Genomic DNA, 13,655 nt, shown 5'->3' on the forward strand with positions numbered 1-13,655 from the left:
CCGCATAGGCGCTAATCACATTCATAAGGCGTGTTTCTGCCGGCCGGCCCAGGGTGCCAGCATAAAGCTGAACGCCAGGCCCAGGCTGACCGACAAGCCGAAATTACTCACGGCCGGTGTACTGGAGACCGCCAGCAGGCCGAACGACAACCAAGTCGTCAGCGCTGCCAGCAGTGTTCCCAACAGGCTGACGGCAGGGCCGCCGATCTGCTCGCGCATCAAAATCGCATAGTCGACGCTGATGGCCGTCACCAGCAACAGGCCAAACAGACTGAACAGGGTCAGTGGCTGGCCCAGCCAACCGAGGCTGGCCAGGCTGCACAACGCGGCCAGCAGCGGCAGGGCGACGATACGCAAGGCGCCGCCAACGCCGAAGGGCGCAATCAGCAATAGCACGATCAGCACGCAAGACAGCAACTTCAATTCGGCAGCGCTCATCTGCGTGTCGGCAAATACGCGGTTCAAGTCGCCCAGGCGGTCGACCAGTTGCACACCGGGCAAGTCCAGCGCCTGCACCCGCAGCAGCGCCGGGTTGTTCAAGCCTTGCAGGCTGACCATGGCCGCCACGCCACCGTCCACCGGGCCCAGCCACAGCGTGCGCCACGGCTCGGCCAGCGGGCCTTGCAGTGCGGCGTCGATGTCTGCGGTAGGCAGCGCCTGCAACTGCGCGACTTCGGCTTGCAGGGCACTGAGGGGCACGCCGAGGTCCAGTAGCGGTTGCCAGTGTAGCGCCAGGTTGTTCAGCGCCTCGCGCAACTGTTGTTGTTCTGCGGGGAGGTTGACCAGTTGATTGAGCGCCAGGTAGCCCTGAAGCTTGTCCATCTGCACCAACTGGTCCAAGCGTTTGCCCAGGGCGGCCTGGCGTTCCAGCAACTGCTGCTGATTGTCCGCCCGCACCAGGAAAAACTGGCTGGTGGGCTGGAACCCGGTGATGCGCGCCACGGCCTGGGCTTCCTGCAGCAACTGCGGCGGCGCACCGATCCATTGGCGGATATCGTTTTTAGTGTTCAGTTGCCACAGGCCCGCAGCGCAGAAGAGCAGCACCCCCACCAGCAGTACCGAACTGGGCACGCGTTTGAGCAGGGCCGTGCGCAGCTGCCATAGGCCTTGAGCGACACGCAGCGGCCATTGCGCCGGGCGCAGTTCCACGCCCTTGAGCAGCGCGGGCAACAGGCACACGGCACACAAATAGGCACCGACCAAACCGGCAGCCGAAAACACCGCAATCTGGGTCAGCGCCGGGAACGGCGTCCAGGCCAGCGCCAGGTAGCCGATAGCGCTGGTGGCCAGGCTCAGGCTCAGCCCTGGCAGGGTCAGGCGCAACGCCGGCCAACTGCGCCAGGGTTGCAGGCTCCAGCTTTTGGACAGGTAGTGCAGTGGGTAATCCACCGCCACGCCGATCAGGCTGGAACCCAGCACCAGGGTCATCACATGCATATGCCCAAACAGCGCCACACAGGCGACTGCGCCAAACAGCATGCCCACCAGCACCGGCACGAACGCCAGCAACACCCGCCAGCGTCGGAACGCCAGCAGCAGCAATAACAGGATGCCCAGGGTGGCGCCGCCGCCGACCCAGGTCATTTCCCGCGTGGCCTGCTGTTGCCCGTTGGCCGCATAGAGCAAACCGCTGGCGGCGAGCAGTTGCGCGCCGTGTGCGCTGGCTTGCTCGCGGCTGGCCTTCAGCAAGTCCGCCACTTGCAGCGGCAGCTTCATATCGAAGGCGTTGCCGGTAGTGCGCGCTCGCAGTAGCACCCAACTCTTGCCGTCGGCATCGGCGATCAAGGCGCCGCTGCCGATGTCCATTTGCACCGCACCGTGTTGCGGCTGGCTGTTCTGGATGCGCCCGGTCAGGCCGAGCCAATCGTCCTGGCTTGGTACCAGGCTGAAACCGGTGAAGGGGTCGAACAGCGATTGCACGCGTTGCTGGATGAACGCCTCAGGCTGCTGGATCAGTTGTTCGCGGTCCTTGGACGAGAGCATCGACAAACGCCCACGCAGCAGTTGTTCGCGCAACGCTGGCAAGTCGGCTTGCAGGTTCCACTGCACCTTTTCAAACAGGCCGCTGGCCTGCCAACGCTCACCCAGTTGCTGCGCCACGGCCACCGCTTGCTGGCGGTCGGCATGCCCCACCAGTACCAGCATTTCGCGGTTGAGCGGCTCTTGCATGCGCTGTTCGGCTTGCAGTTCCAAGGCGTCCGGCGTGCTGCCGGGCACCAGTTCCATCAGGTTGGCCGACAACGGCGCGCCATCACGCCACTGCCAGCCTGCCAGGGCCAGCACGGCCACCAGCAAGGTCAGGAACAGGCGCGGCAGCAGGCGCTCACTGGGCAAAGTCGTGTTGCTCCGCATTGCTCAACGGCTGGTCGGCGGTATTGTCCTGCATGCGCAACAGCGTGCTGTCGCCTTGGGTTTCCAGCAGTTCAATGGTGCGCACCAGTGCGCCGCCGTCGATATTGATCTGGGTGAAGACTTGCTTGAGCAGCAGTGAGCGTGGGGTCAGCGTGAGCTTCCATTGTTGGGCCTCGCCTTGCAGTTGCAGGTCGAAGTCGCGCTGCAGGCCACTGCTGTCGCCCTGCAGTACTGCCAGGAACAAACGATTCTGTTCGGCGCCGGCACTCTTGTTTGGCAGTAGTTGCCAGCCATTGGCATCGCGGCGGGCAATGCCCTGGGCTGTAATGCGGTAGTCCTGTTGCAGCGGGCTTTTCAACAGCCACAGCAGGCCTTGATCCTTGGCGAGCACGAAGGTGCCTTTGCTCACCAATGGCTGGGGCAGGGCGCGCAGGTGTTTTTCCTGGGTGAAGTCGCCGTGGATCACGGAGGGTTTGGCAAGCTGATCGCTCAACTGCTGGAGGTCGAAGGCGTGGGCGCTCAAGCTCAGCAACAACGCGATCAATGTGGGAGCGGGCTTGCCCGCGAAGAACCTGAGGGCGCTGCGCAGCGTCAGGCGACCTGCTTTATCGTTAACGTCCATCGCGGGCAAGCCCGCTCCCACAGGGGATCTCATTTCAAGGCTCTCTCTACGGCATCGGTGAAGACTTTGGGCGAGGCCAGTTGCATCTCGCGGCTGGCGATTTCCACCGCTACTTGCACGGTGCTGGCGCGGGTCAAGCGTTCGCCGCTGGCCAGGTCGGTAATCAGGTAGTTCACCTTCAAACGGTTCTCCCATTCCACCAGGCTGGCGCGCACATTGATGGTCTGGCCGAAGGTCGCGCCGCGTACATAGCGTAGCTGCATGTCGATCACTGGCCAGGCGTAGCCGGCTTCGAGCATCGCCGTGTAGTTATGGCCGATCTTGTCCAGCAACGCACAGCGCGCCACTTCCAGGTACTTCACGTAGTGCCCGTGCCACACCACGTTCATGGTGTCGATGTCGAAAAACGGCACGAGGATTTCAGTGTCGCTGTGCAACACGCCGGGGCTACGCATGCAGCCTCCAGTGTTGCGCGGCGATGCGCTGCAGGCACAGGCGCAGTTCGCCTTCCAGGGCGCGGTCTTCGATGACCGGCGCAAAGTCCTGGGCCAGTTCCGCGTGCATCGCGGCCAGTGCCGGTGGCAGTGGGCGGGCATCCTCGGCCTGGGCGCGCAGCCACACGCCCTGGTTGGCGGCGAGCAGGGTCGCGGCGGCCACCTGTTCGGTCAACTCCAGCACGCGGATCGCATCGCGGGCAGCGATGGTGCCCATGCTCACCTTGTCCTGGTTGTGGCACTCGGTAGAGCGTGAGAACACGCTGGCCGGCATGGTGTTTTTCAGCGCTTCGGCGGTCCAGGCGCTGGTGCCGATCTGCACGGCCTTGAAGCCATGGTTGATCATCGCGCGATCAGCCGGGGCGCCCGACAGGTTGCTCGGCAGGCCATGGTTGTAGCGCACATCCACCAACAGTGCGAGCTGGCGGTCGAGCAGGTCGGCAACGTTGGCGACCAAGGTCTTGAGGCTGTCCATGGCGAAGGCGATATGCCCACCGTAGAAGTGCCCGCCATGCAGCACGCGTTCTTCTTCGGCATCGATGATCGGGTTGTCGTTGGCGCTGTTCAGTTCGATCTCGATGAACGCGCGCAGCCAGTTCAGGCTGTCCGCCAATACGCCGAGCACGTGGGGCGCGCAGCGCAACGAATAACGGTCTTGCAGGCGATGCAGGGGGGCGGTGGGCGCGTCGATGGCCAGGTCTTTGCGCAGCCACGCGGCGACTTGCATCTGCCCAGGGTGTGGTTTGGCGGCGAACAGGCGCTCGTCGAAGTGTTCCGGGTTGCCTTGCAGGGCCACCACATTGAGCGCGGTGATGCGCGTGGCCAGTTGCAACAGATAGTCGGCGCGGGCAAAGGCCAGGCAGGCCAGGCCGGTCATCACCGCGGTGCCGTTCATCAGTGCCAGGGCTTCCTTGGGGCGCAGGACCAACGGCTCCCAGCTCAGCTCGCGGTGCACGTCGGCCGCCGGACGGCGTTCACCACGGAATAGCACCTCGCGCTCGCCGGACAAGGTCGCGGCCACGTAGGACAGCGGCGTCAGATCACCACTGGCACCCACCGAGCCTTCTTCCGGGATCAGTGGCAGCACATCGTGTTCGAGGAAGGCGTGCAAGCGCTCCAGCAGCTCCACGCGTACGCCCGATACGCCATGGCACAGCGACTGCAAACGCGCCGCCAGCACGGCACGGGTGGCTTGGGCGTCGAGCAACTTGCCCAAGCCGCAACCGTGAAAGGTGTACAGATGACGCGGCAAGGCTTCGACGTGCTCCAGCGGCACCGCCACTACGCAGGAGTCGCCGTAGCCGGTGGTCACGCCGTAGATCACGCCTTCCTTGTCCAGCAGCGAGTCGAGGAACTGCGCGCCCTTGGCGATGCGTTGGCGGTACGCGGCATCGTCCTGCAGGCGAGTGGGTACCTGGCGGTTGGCCAGGGCCAGCACGTCTTCGATGCGCAGGGGGCGTTCACCAAAGGTGATGGGCTCAAGAGGCGTCGTCATCGGTCTTCCAGAAAGGGTAAAAGTTGAACCATTGTTGGGGCGCTTGCAGGCAGAACTGGCCCAAGCGTGCGGCGTAGCGGGCGGTCCACAGGGCGATGACCTGCTCGCGGGTGCTGCGCTTCCACTCGATCAAATCGGCAAAGGGCTCGATAGTCAGGCGATAGCGGCCCTGGTGCTTAAGACACATCAGCAGATTGACCGGGCACTTGAGCAAGCCCGCCAGCAGCCATGGGCCTTGGGGAAATGCCGCCGTATGGCCGAGGAAGTCCACGCGCACCGTACGCCCGCCGTGCAGCGGGATGCGGTCGCCGGCAATCGCCAGCCACTCGCCATCGTCCAGGCGCTGGCTGAGCAGCAGCATGGTGGCCGGGTCCAGTTCGCTCACCTGAATCAGGCGCAAATGGGTCGCGCCGGCCTCGCCCAGCAGGCGGTTGAAACGCTCGGCGTGCTTGGTGTGCACCAGCACGTTCATGGTGACCTGTTCACCCATTTCCGCCAGGGCGCGGCACACTTCCAGGTTACCCAGGTGCGCACCCACCAGCATCTGCCCGCGCTCGCCACGCAGTTGGCTGCGCAACTGCGCCGGGTCGTTGATCTCGATTTGCTCCAGGCGCAGCTTGCCGTTCCACACGTCCAGCTTGTCCAGCAGCGAATCGGCGAAGGCCATGAACTGGGCAAAGACGGTGCGGTGGCTCGGCAGCAAGTCATCGCGCCCGCTCCATTGCGCCAGCCGCTGCTGGTATTGCCACGCGCTGTGGCGTGCGGTGCGGCCGAACAGGAAGAAGTAAAAGACGATGCTGTAGAGCAACGGGCTCAATAGGCGACGGCCGAGGACTTTGACCGCGACCGCGGTGAATTTCATCAGCCAGAAGCTGCCGCGTTCCTCGCGGTCGGCCCAATGTTTGGTGCTGTCGTTCATGCTTGCCACCGTCGCCACAGGATCATCGGCGCGCGCACGAGCATGCCGAAGAACAACCGCGTGTGCATGGCGCTGATGCGCAGGTTGTCACGCAACAAGCGAAAGTGCGACAGGCCGTCGGCGGGGTAGTGCACCTGGGTGGGCAGCCAACGCATAGGCTGGTTGCGCCAGGCCAGGCGTACCAGGATGTCCGAGTCGAAATCCATGTGCGTGCCGATGTAGGCCGAGTCCATCAGCGCCAGGGTCGGCGCCAGCGGGTACACGCGAAAGCCGCACATCGAGTCGCGAATCTCAAGCGACAGGGTATTGATCCACACCCACACGTGGGTCAGGTAACGTGCGTACAGGCGACCCTTGGGCACGCTGTCGTCGTATTCGGGGTAGCCGCAGATAACGGCGTCGGGATGCTGGCGTGAGGTGTGGATAAAGGTCTCGACTTCGCGCAGGTCGTGCTGACCATCGGCGTCCACTTGCAGGGCGTGGGTGTAGCCCAGGCGCGCTGCCTCGCGGAAACCGGCCATCACGGCGCCGCCCTTGCCCTGGTTGCTGGGCAGGGTCAGCAGGGTGACGTTGTCCAGCGTCGCCAGGTGCGCCAGCACGGCTGCGCAGGCGGCGCTGCTGCCATCGTCCACCAAGAGGCAGGGCAGGCCGCTTTTCAGCACACTGTGGACCACGGCCGGCACGGCGGCTTCGTGGTTGTACACCGGGATTAAAGCGCAGGGGTTATGCATGATGGGGGGCAACCGATACACCGCGCCGCCTGCATCGCAGGCAAGCCAGCTCCCACATTGGATTTGCTGTGCACTCAAGATTGTTGGCCGACACTGATCCAGTGTGGGAGCGGGTTTGCCCGCGATTGAGCACGAAGTGCTCACCCGGCTTATGCATGCGCGGCCTCCAGCACGATCCGCCCGCTTGAGCACGCCGCAACCCCATTGCGATAGGCGAAGTACAGTTTGCTACGCTCCCGATCAAAGCGCAGGTGCAGTTCGATGTGATCGCCCGGGCGTACCAGTTGTTGGAACTTGAGCACTTCCATACCGGCGAAGGTGCTCGGCAAGTCGAGCAGTTGCTGGCCCAGGTTGAAGGCCCATTCCACTTGCACCACGCCGGGCAATACCGGCGTGACCGGGAAGTGCCCGCTGAAATAGGCCAGGTCCGGTGGGATGCTCAGTTGCAAGGTCCATTCACCTTCGGTTTCGACTTGCGCCAACACCTCGGGCCCCTTGGGGCGAGGCGCCAGCAACAAGGCTTCGACATCGGCCTGAGGCAGCTTGCCCTGGCTGTTCAGCGGCAGTTGGCGCAGCAAGCGCCAGCGGCGCGGCAAGGCCAGGGCCTCGCAATGTTGGCTCAAGTGCTGGCGCAAGGTTTGGGTGAGCGTGCGGCGGCCCTGGTTGCGCAGGGCATGCAAGCCATCGCTGCTGAGCACCACCAGCGCGCCGAGGGAGGCGCGGTTTTCCTGCACCACGCCCAAGCGGGTTTCGGCGACCCACGGGTGGGTCATCAACGCCTGTTCGAGCATCGGCAGGGAGATGCGTTTCTCTTCCAGCTTGACGATACGGTCCAGGCGGCCCAGCAACTCAAAACGGCCATCGGCATGGATGCGTGCAGCGTCGGCAGTCTGTTCGATGTGCCCTTCGGGCAGGTATTTTGATGCGATACGCAGAGCGCCGTCGGCATCCTGGCTCAGTTGCACATCGGCAAACGGCTGCCAGGGTTGCGCACCCTGGCGCCAGGCGATGCCGCCGGTTTCCGAGCTGCCGAGGATTTCTATGGGCCATTGCTGTAAACGGTCGTAGAGGCTGCCGGCAGCTTCAACCGGCAATGCACCGCCGGAGGAAAACACTCGCGCAACCTGGCTCAGTGCCGGCCAGTCGAGGTTGTCGCCCATGCGCTTGAGCAACGCCGGGCTGGCCACCCAGGCAAATTGCCGGTGCTCTCGGCTGGCGCGCTGCATGTCTTCGGGGAACGCCAGTTGTTTGCGCACAAAGGTGCGACCTGCGCACAGCGGCCACAGCACGCGAAACAGCAAGCCGTAGATATGCTGGGTGGCGACACTGCCGATGATGCAGGCGTCCTTGAGGTCTTTGCCCCACAGGGCCTCCAGCGCCTCTACTTCATTGGCCAACTGGCGCAGGGACTTGTCGATGCGCTTGGGCTCGCCGCTGGAGCCGGAGGTGCACAGGCTCAGTTGGCAAGTGTCCAGGTCGAGGGCGGCGGCGCTCAAGGGCACTTGATACAGCGCGTCCAGGTCGCTGGCTTCGACCAGCCAGGCATCCACGGCAGTGGCCCAGCGTTGGCGCGTCTGGGGTTGCAGGTCGGCGGGCAGCAGCACGCTCGCGCCTGCGCGCCAGGCGCCCAGCAGCGCAATCGCCAGCAGCCCGGCGTCTTCCAGGTGCACGGCCAGGCGCCGGATACCCCGGGCTTGCAGGCCCGCCGCCAGGCTCAGCGACTGCTCCCACAGTTGCGCGTGGTTCATGAGGGGCTCGGTGGTCACCCCGCGATCTTGCAGTGGCTCAAGCAGCAAATGCTCAAGTTTCAACCCTTTCATACGCGGCCTCGAACCCTTTGTCGTACCAGCCATTCCACGGCAAACAACAGCCCCATCAGCCCGTAGGCGATCAGGCCGTTGTACAACGTCCACCAGCTCAGCGGCGCCCACAGGGTGAGCGCGGCGGCGAGCAGGCCATTACAGAGAAAAAACACACTCCACACCAGGGTGACCCGGCGGGTATACACCACCGCGTGGGGCGGCAGGTGCGGGTCGGTCATGCGTGCCAGGCGCTCGACCATCGGCGGGCCGTATTTCAGGCTCAGGCCGAACAGCGCCAGCATGAACCCGCTGACCAGGCTCGGGTACCAGCGCAGCCACTGCGGGTTATCGAACCATGCCAGTGCCAGGCAAAACACGATCACCACCACCGCCATCCAACGGCTGCCCGGGCGCCGCGCAGCGGTGAGCGCGCGCAACAGCCACAGGCTGCCCAACAGCAAGCCGAACTGCCAGGGTGCAAAATGCTCGGTGCCGTAATACACGGCGAAGGGGTACAGCAGCCCCGCCAATAAAAGGCCAAGGCCGATCAGCCGGCTCATGCGGCGGGCTGGACCAGACGGTACACCGCCTCTACCACGTCGTTCACCGTGCGTACCGCCTTGAACTCTTCGGCGGCGATTTTCTTGCCGGTCTGGCGCTTGATGTGGTCGATCAGGTCCACGGCGTCGATGCTGTCGATTTCCAGGTCCTGGTACAGGTTGGCGTCGAGGGTGACGCGTTCCGGGGGCAGTTCAAACAGTTCCACCAAGGCGTCGCGCAGGGTGTTGAAGATATCGTCACGAGTTTGCATGGTACGGTCTCAAGCTGCCTGTCGGGCCGTGACGAACGCCGCAAGGCTGGCCACGTTGGTGAAGTGATTGCGGGTGTCCTTGGCGTCGGCATCGATTTTGATGCCGTATTTTTTCTGGATCGCCAGGCCCAATTCCAGCGCATCGACCGAATCCAGGCCCAGGCCTTCGCCAAACAGGGTCTGGTCGCTGCCAATATCGTCGGGGCTGATGTCTTCCAGGCCCAGGGCCTCGATGATCAGCGTCTTTATGTCGTGCTCAAGGCGGTGTTGGTCGCTCATCTTCGGCGAGCTCCTTAATGAAATAGTGATGCAGGTGATCGTTGAGCTTGCGTGAAGCCTGGGGCGCGGGCCCGACTGCGGCAAACGCTTGTGGCTCTATATCGGCGCCCACGCGCAAACTGAAGTGAAATCGACGGTGGGGGATGCGATACCAGGGTTCGGCCTTGGTCAGGGTGGCGGGGCTGACCTTGATCACCACTGGCGTGATGATTGTCGCACCACGCAGCGCAATGGCCGCACCGCCGCGATGAAAGGCCGGCGCCGCGCCCGGCGTGGTGCGGGTGCCTTCGGGAAAGATGATCAGCGTCTGGCCGGCGCGCAGGGCGTCGGCTGCGGCATCGAGCATGTCGGCACTGCCGTCATTGCTGATATAGCCGGCATCGCGCACCGGGCTGCGGGTGAACGGGTTCTGGAACAGGCTCTGCTTGACCACGCAGTTGGTCTGGCGCATCAGGCCGATCAGGAACACCACGTCGATCAGCGACGGGTGGTTGGCGACGATCATCTGGCCAGGGCGGCCAAGCTTTTCGGCACCCTCGACGCTGTACGTGAGAATGCCCAGGCCCTTCATCAGGCGAATAAAAAACCAGAACAGGCAACTGATGGTGTGGCGTGCGCGCCGTTGATGCTGGCTGGTGTCGCCCGGCAGGCAACTGAGCAACGGAAATACCAGCAAACGCAGGCACAGCCCGCCGATGCCAAACAGGCAAAAGCTGAGGGCCGTGGCGAACAGGCGCCAATAATAGGCCTGCCGTGGCTTGTGGGTCAGGGCTTGCGTTGCCAGTTCCATACTCGGTTCTTCCAGGCATGTTGGCAGGCGCCCTGTTCGGTCAGCAGGGTGCGCAGCAGGTTCAGGGCGTGGGGCCACTGGGTTTGAGTGAGTTGGACAGTGCCGGTGGTGAGTTCCAGTTGCCACTCGTCGCCCGGCGTGAGCAACAGGCCGAGGGCGTAGGGGAAGGGCACATCCCTAATCCAGCTGGCGTAGGCGTGGGGCGGTTGTTCTTCGGTGATTACCAGCAATACGGCGGCGGCGCCTTCGTTGAGCAACGCGGCGGCTTCGAGCAGGCCGTGTTCGAGGCCATCGCCGGCGGCGGCGAGGGCGGTCATCTCGCTGGTTTCATTGCGCAGGATCGACCACAGGCCAATCACCGCGTTATGCACCGACAGGCTGAACTGAGTGGGCGACAGCGGCTGCTCGTTGGCCAGGTCACTGAGGATGTCCAGGGTGCGCGGGGTTTCGCCGTGGCGGGAAATAAACACCAGCGGCAGGTCTTCAAGGCCCTCGGCCAGCGGCCAGCCGACGCTGAACGCCATGCGCGCCAGCCGGCTCAGACGGCGGCGCTGCATGGCTGGCAAAAATGACACATCGGGGGACGCTTCGCTGACAGGCGGCAACACCGGTCCCGGCACCAGGCGTACCAGTCGTCCGCACTCGCAAGGCCAGGAGCCCAGGCGCGCCATTGGGCGATGTTGAAGTTGATCACTGAGAAGTTATCCCGCCCCTGCGGGCTTCCATGTGCGGCCAATGGCCCCGGATTCCGGGACAGGGAGCAATGGCCGTATGGCGCGCATTATCCCGGTGCCGTGGGGTTCTAGCAAATAGTGGTGAAAGTTTGTTCACTATTGATCACAAATAAGTTGGAAGAATTTGCAGATTATCGGCGATCAAAGGCCGGACTCGATCGTTACGCGGTTTCCATTCATTTGTGAGCCAGACAGCGCGCAAGGATGAACGAGGTAGCTAACCGGCGCTTTTGCGCTCTACACTCGGGGGATTCATTGATACACGGAGGTTTTTCCATGCGGCGCGTGGTGTTCAATCAAAAAGGCGGTGTGGGCAAGTCCAGCATCGCCTGCAACCTGGCGGCGGTCAGCGCCAGCGAAGGTTATCGAACCCTGTTGGTGGACCTCGATGCACAGGCCAACTCAACCCAGTACCTCACCGGGCTGACGGGTGACGACATCCCCATGGGGATCGCGGATTTTTTCAAGCAGACGTTGTCTTCCGGGCCGTTTTCGAAGAAGAACAAGGTGGATATCTACGAAACGCCGTTCGACAACCTGCACGTGATCACCGCCACCGCCGAGCTGGCAGACCTGCAGCCCAAGCTCGAAGCCAAGCACAAAATCAACAAGCTGCGAAAGCTGCTGGATGAGCTGAGCGAGGATTACGACCGCATTTACCTGGATACGCCTCCGGCCTTGAACTTCTATGCGGTTTCGGCGCTGATTGCCGCTGATCGGGTGCTGATCCCCTTCGACTGCGACAGCTTCTCGCGCCAGGCTTTGTATGGCCTGCTAGCAGAGATCGAAGAATTGAAGGACGACCATAACGAAGGCCTGGAAGTGGAAGGCATCGTGGTCAACCAATTCCAGGCACGGGCGAGCCTGCCGCAACAGATTCTCGATGAGTTGATTGCCGAAGGGCTGCCGGTACTGCCGGTGTACCTGGCCAGCTCCGTGCGTATGCGCGAGTCGCACCAGGAGAGCAAGCCGCTGATCCACCTGGACCCACGGCATAAGCTGACGCAGCAGTTTGTGGACCTGCATAACTTGCTGGAAAACGCCTGACCCCACAGGCAACACCGAACACTGTGGGAGCCGGGCTTGCCCGCGATGAGGGCGGCACATTGAGTCAATGTGTCGCCTGGAACACCGTTATCGCAGGCAAGCCAGCTCCCACAGTTTGGATTGCATGCCGACAGGTGAGTTGGATTTGTCCCACCAGGTATGTAGGAAGGGGCTGGCAATGGGGCTTGTGCCTTGTAACCTTGCCTACAGCTACGCCAGAATCCGCCGGCTTGTGCGTCTGGATGGGCGTCTCTAAGGTTTGCCGGTCGCTGAATGTTCAGTGATCGGGTTTAGTAGCCCGACCGACCAAAGCATGTGCACCTGCTCCAAAAGCATGGCGTTTATCGCCTATCTGATGGTGGCTGTGCGCAGGGCACCTTCGGGTGCGCCGGTCTTTGCTTTGTTCCCCGGTCTACTAACCTGCGTACAGCTGCCACCCTTCGTTTAGTAGCGAAACGGTAGTGGCCCTATCAGGGAACAAATGCATGTCTATCCGTCTTTTCAATGTTTCACCCAACCTCCCCACCGAACCCTCGTACTCAACAGCTACGAAACCTTCTCCTCAGTGCGCACCTTGCTGCTCAACCTGTCCAACGACCTCACCGGCGAACACCGCGACGTAGCGCTGGCCATCCACCAGTTAAGCGAACTGGGCGTCATGCTGGTCAGCCAGATGATGGACCGCGAAGCCCCGCTGACCTAACGCATGAAATGCATCTAATGTGGGAGCTGGCTTGCCTGCGATGGCATCACCTCGGTGTATCAGGCCGACCGAGTCGCCTGCATCGCAGGCAAGCCAGCTCCCACATTGACCGAGTTGATTGAGGGGGATGTTTACACCCCCTGGCTGCTCAACCAACTCATCAACTGCGGCAACGGGAATGCCCCGCTCTGGCGCGCCACTTCGCGGCCGTTCTTGAACAGAATCAAACTGGGAATCGAGCGAATCCCCAACTGCGCCGACAGCTGCTGGTTAGCCTCGCTGTCCAGCTTCGCCAGCCGGCACTTGCCTTCCAACTGCCCGGCTGCCTGTTCGAATACCGGCGCAAACGACTTGCACGGCCCGCACCAGTCGGCCCACACATCGACCAGCAGCGGCAGGTCGCCCTTGATCTGGTTGGCATAGTCACCCTGTTTCAAATCAAAGGGTTTGTTCAGCAACACCGACTGCTTGCAGCGCCCGCACTTGGGCGCATCACCCAGGCGTTCGCCGGGGATGCGGTTGAGGCCGTTGCAATGAGGGCAGGGGATTACAAGAGATTCGGACATCGGGGGCTCCTTGGGGGCGGCTATTGGCTTCAATCTGGTGTCGGCGACGCGGTTTATCAACACGCGAAAAAAGGACAAAGCATGAACCACGCTCTAAAACTGGCCATTGAACATTGGCCTTACGTTGCAACGCTGCTGCGCAAACCCCAAACCGAGGATGATTATGGCGTCCTGGTCGAGGCGATTGATGAGCTGCTCGATATCACAGGAGAAGATGAAGACCATCCAATGAGTGGGCTACTTGACATCATTTCTGACTGGGTGGAGGCCTATGATCTGGAGCATCAGCGTATGCCTCAGATCTGATGAG

General features: G+C 62.8%; 14 protein-coding genes and 2 pseudogenes. 3 read left to right on the plus strand and 13 right to left on the minus strand.

All coding sequences use genetic code 11. The features are described 5' to 3' along the window. Positions 1–21: 21 nt before the first annotated feature. The 12 genes and pseudogenes from JMV15_RS13005 to JMV15_RS13060 all read right to left on the minus strand — a co-directional run bounded on the left by JMV15_RS13005 (position 22) and on the right by JMV15_RS13060 (position 10,989). Positions 22–2,352 carry an MMPL family transporter gene (locus JMV15_RS13005; protein ID WP_038448574.1) on the minus strand — a complete coding sequence of 777 codons (2,331 nt, stop codon included), beginning with the start codon at positions 2,350–2,352 and terminating at the stop codon, positions 22–24. Further along, complete coding sequence (locus JMV15_RS13010; RefSeq protein WP_231125695.1) at positions 2,324–3,007, minus strand: outer membrane lipoprotein carrier protein LolA; 684 nt, start codon at positions 3,005–3,007, stop codon at positions 2,324–2,326. Before JMV15_RS13010 ends, JMV15_RS13005 begins: the two co-directional genes overlap by 29 nt. After that, positions 3,004–3,429 (minus strand): acyl-CoA thioesterase, encoded by a 426-nt coding sequence (locus JMV15_RS13015; protein ID WP_003187940.1) that lies wholly within the window; start codon positions 3,427–3,429, stop codon positions 3,004–3,006. The genes JMV15_RS13010 and JMV15_RS13015 overlap by 4 nt, the downstream gene beginning before the upstream one ends. Further along, positions 3,422–4,963, minus strand: coding sequence for an HAL/PAL/TAL family ammonia-lyase (locus JMV15_RS13020; protein WP_014716598.1), 1,542 nt, complete (start codon positions 4,961–4,963; stop codon positions 3,422–3,424). The genes JMV15_RS13015 and JMV15_RS13020 overlap by 8 nt, the downstream gene beginning before the upstream one ends. Next, on the minus strand, positions 4,947–5,882 hold the full coding sequence (locus tag JMV15_RS13025; protein WP_038448578.1) for an LpxL/LpxP family acyltransferase: 936 nt from the start codon (positions 5,880–5,882) through the stop codon (positions 4,947–4,949). The genes JMV15_RS13020 and JMV15_RS13025 overlap by 17 nt, the downstream gene beginning before the upstream one ends. Next, positions 5,879–6,613, minus strand: a complete 735-nt coding sequence (locus tag JMV15_RS13030) for a glycosyltransferase family 2 protein (RefSeq protein ID WP_019818323.1) — start codon at positions 6,611–6,613, stop codon at positions 5,879–5,881. The genes JMV15_RS13025 and JMV15_RS13030 overlap by 4 nt, the downstream gene beginning before the upstream one ends. A gap of 149 nt (positions 6,614–6,762) precedes the next feature. Further along, positions 6,763–8,433 (minus strand): acyl-CoA synthetase family protein, encoded by a 1,671-nt coding sequence (locus JMV15_RS13035; protein ID WP_038448580.1) that lies wholly within the window; start codon positions 8,431–8,433, stop codon positions 6,763–6,765. Further along, the gene (locus tag JMV15_RS13040; protein ID WP_014716602.1) at positions 8,430–8,975 is read right to left on the minus strand and encodes a COG4648 family protein; all 546 of its coding nucleotides are present in this window, start codon (positions 8,973–8,975) and stop codon (positions 8,430–8,432) included. Before JMV15_RS13040 ends, JMV15_RS13035 begins: the two co-directional genes overlap by 4 nt. Further along, positions 8,972–9,226 carry an acyl carrier protein gene (locus tag JMV15_RS13045; protein ID WP_003187949.1) on the minus strand — a complete coding sequence of 85 codons (255 nt, stop codon included), beginning with the start codon at positions 9,224–9,226 and terminating at the stop codon, positions 8,972–8,974. The genes JMV15_RS13040 and JMV15_RS13045 overlap by 4 nt, the downstream gene beginning before the upstream one ends. A gap of 9 nt (positions 9,227–9,235) precedes the next feature. Next, positions 9,236–9,505: a phosphopantetheine-binding protein gene (locus JMV15_RS13050; RefSeq protein ID WP_034125597.1), complete on the minus strand. Its 270-nt coding sequence runs from the start codon at positions 9,503–9,505 to the stop codon at positions 9,236–9,238. Beyond that, the gene (locus JMV15_RS13055) at positions 9,483–10,295 is read right to left on the minus strand and encodes a lysophospholipid acyltransferase family protein (RefSeq protein ID WP_038448583.1); all 813 of its coding nucleotides are present in this window, start codon (positions 10,293–10,295) and stop codon (positions 9,483–9,485) included. Before JMV15_RS13055 ends, JMV15_RS13050 begins: the two co-directional genes overlap by 23 nt. After that, positions 10,271–10,989, minus strand: a pseudogene (locus tag JMV15_RS13060) (beta-ketoacyl synthase chain length factor). The gene JMV15_RS13055 and the pseudogene JMV15_RS13060 overlap by 25 nt, the downstream one beginning before the upstream one ends. 316 nt (positions 10,990–11,305) lie before the next feature. Here JMV15_RS13060 and JMV15_RS13065 point away from each other — a divergent pair. Beyond that, entirely contained in the window at positions 11,306–12,076 is a 771-nt protein-coding gene (locus JMV15_RS13065) for a ParA family protein (RefSeq protein WP_014716606.1), read from the plus strand. Positions 12,077–12,561: 485 nt separating this feature from the next. Continuing rightward, a pseudogene (locus JMV15_RS13070) lies at positions 12,562–12,779 on the plus strand (DUF6124 family protein). 131 nt (positions 12,780–12,910) lie between these two features. Here the strand turns inward: JMV15_RS13070 and trxC are convergent. Beyond that, on the minus strand, positions 12,911–13,345 hold the full coding sequence (trxC, locus tag JMV15_RS13075; RefSeq protein ID WP_038448585.1) for a thioredoxin TrxC: 435 nt from the start codon (positions 13,343–13,345) through the stop codon (positions 12,911–12,913). An 81-nt stretch (positions 13,346–13,426) separates the two neighbouring features. Between trxC and JMV15_RS13080 the strand changes: the two genes are divergently transcribed. Continuing rightward, a complete protein-coding gene (locus tag JMV15_RS13080) occupies positions 13,427–13,651 on the plus strand; it encodes a hypothetical protein (RefSeq protein WP_032904074.1) in 225 nt (74 codons plus the stop codon). Positions 13,652–13,655: the final 4 nt, after the last annotated feature.

Origin of the sequence: Pseudomonas paracarnis (genome assembly GCF_904063055.1) — a bacterium.
Taxonomy (GTDB): domain Bacteria; phylum Pseudomonadota; class Gammaproteobacteria; order Pseudomonadales; family Pseudomonadaceae; genus Aquipseudomonas; species Aquipseudomonas paracarnis.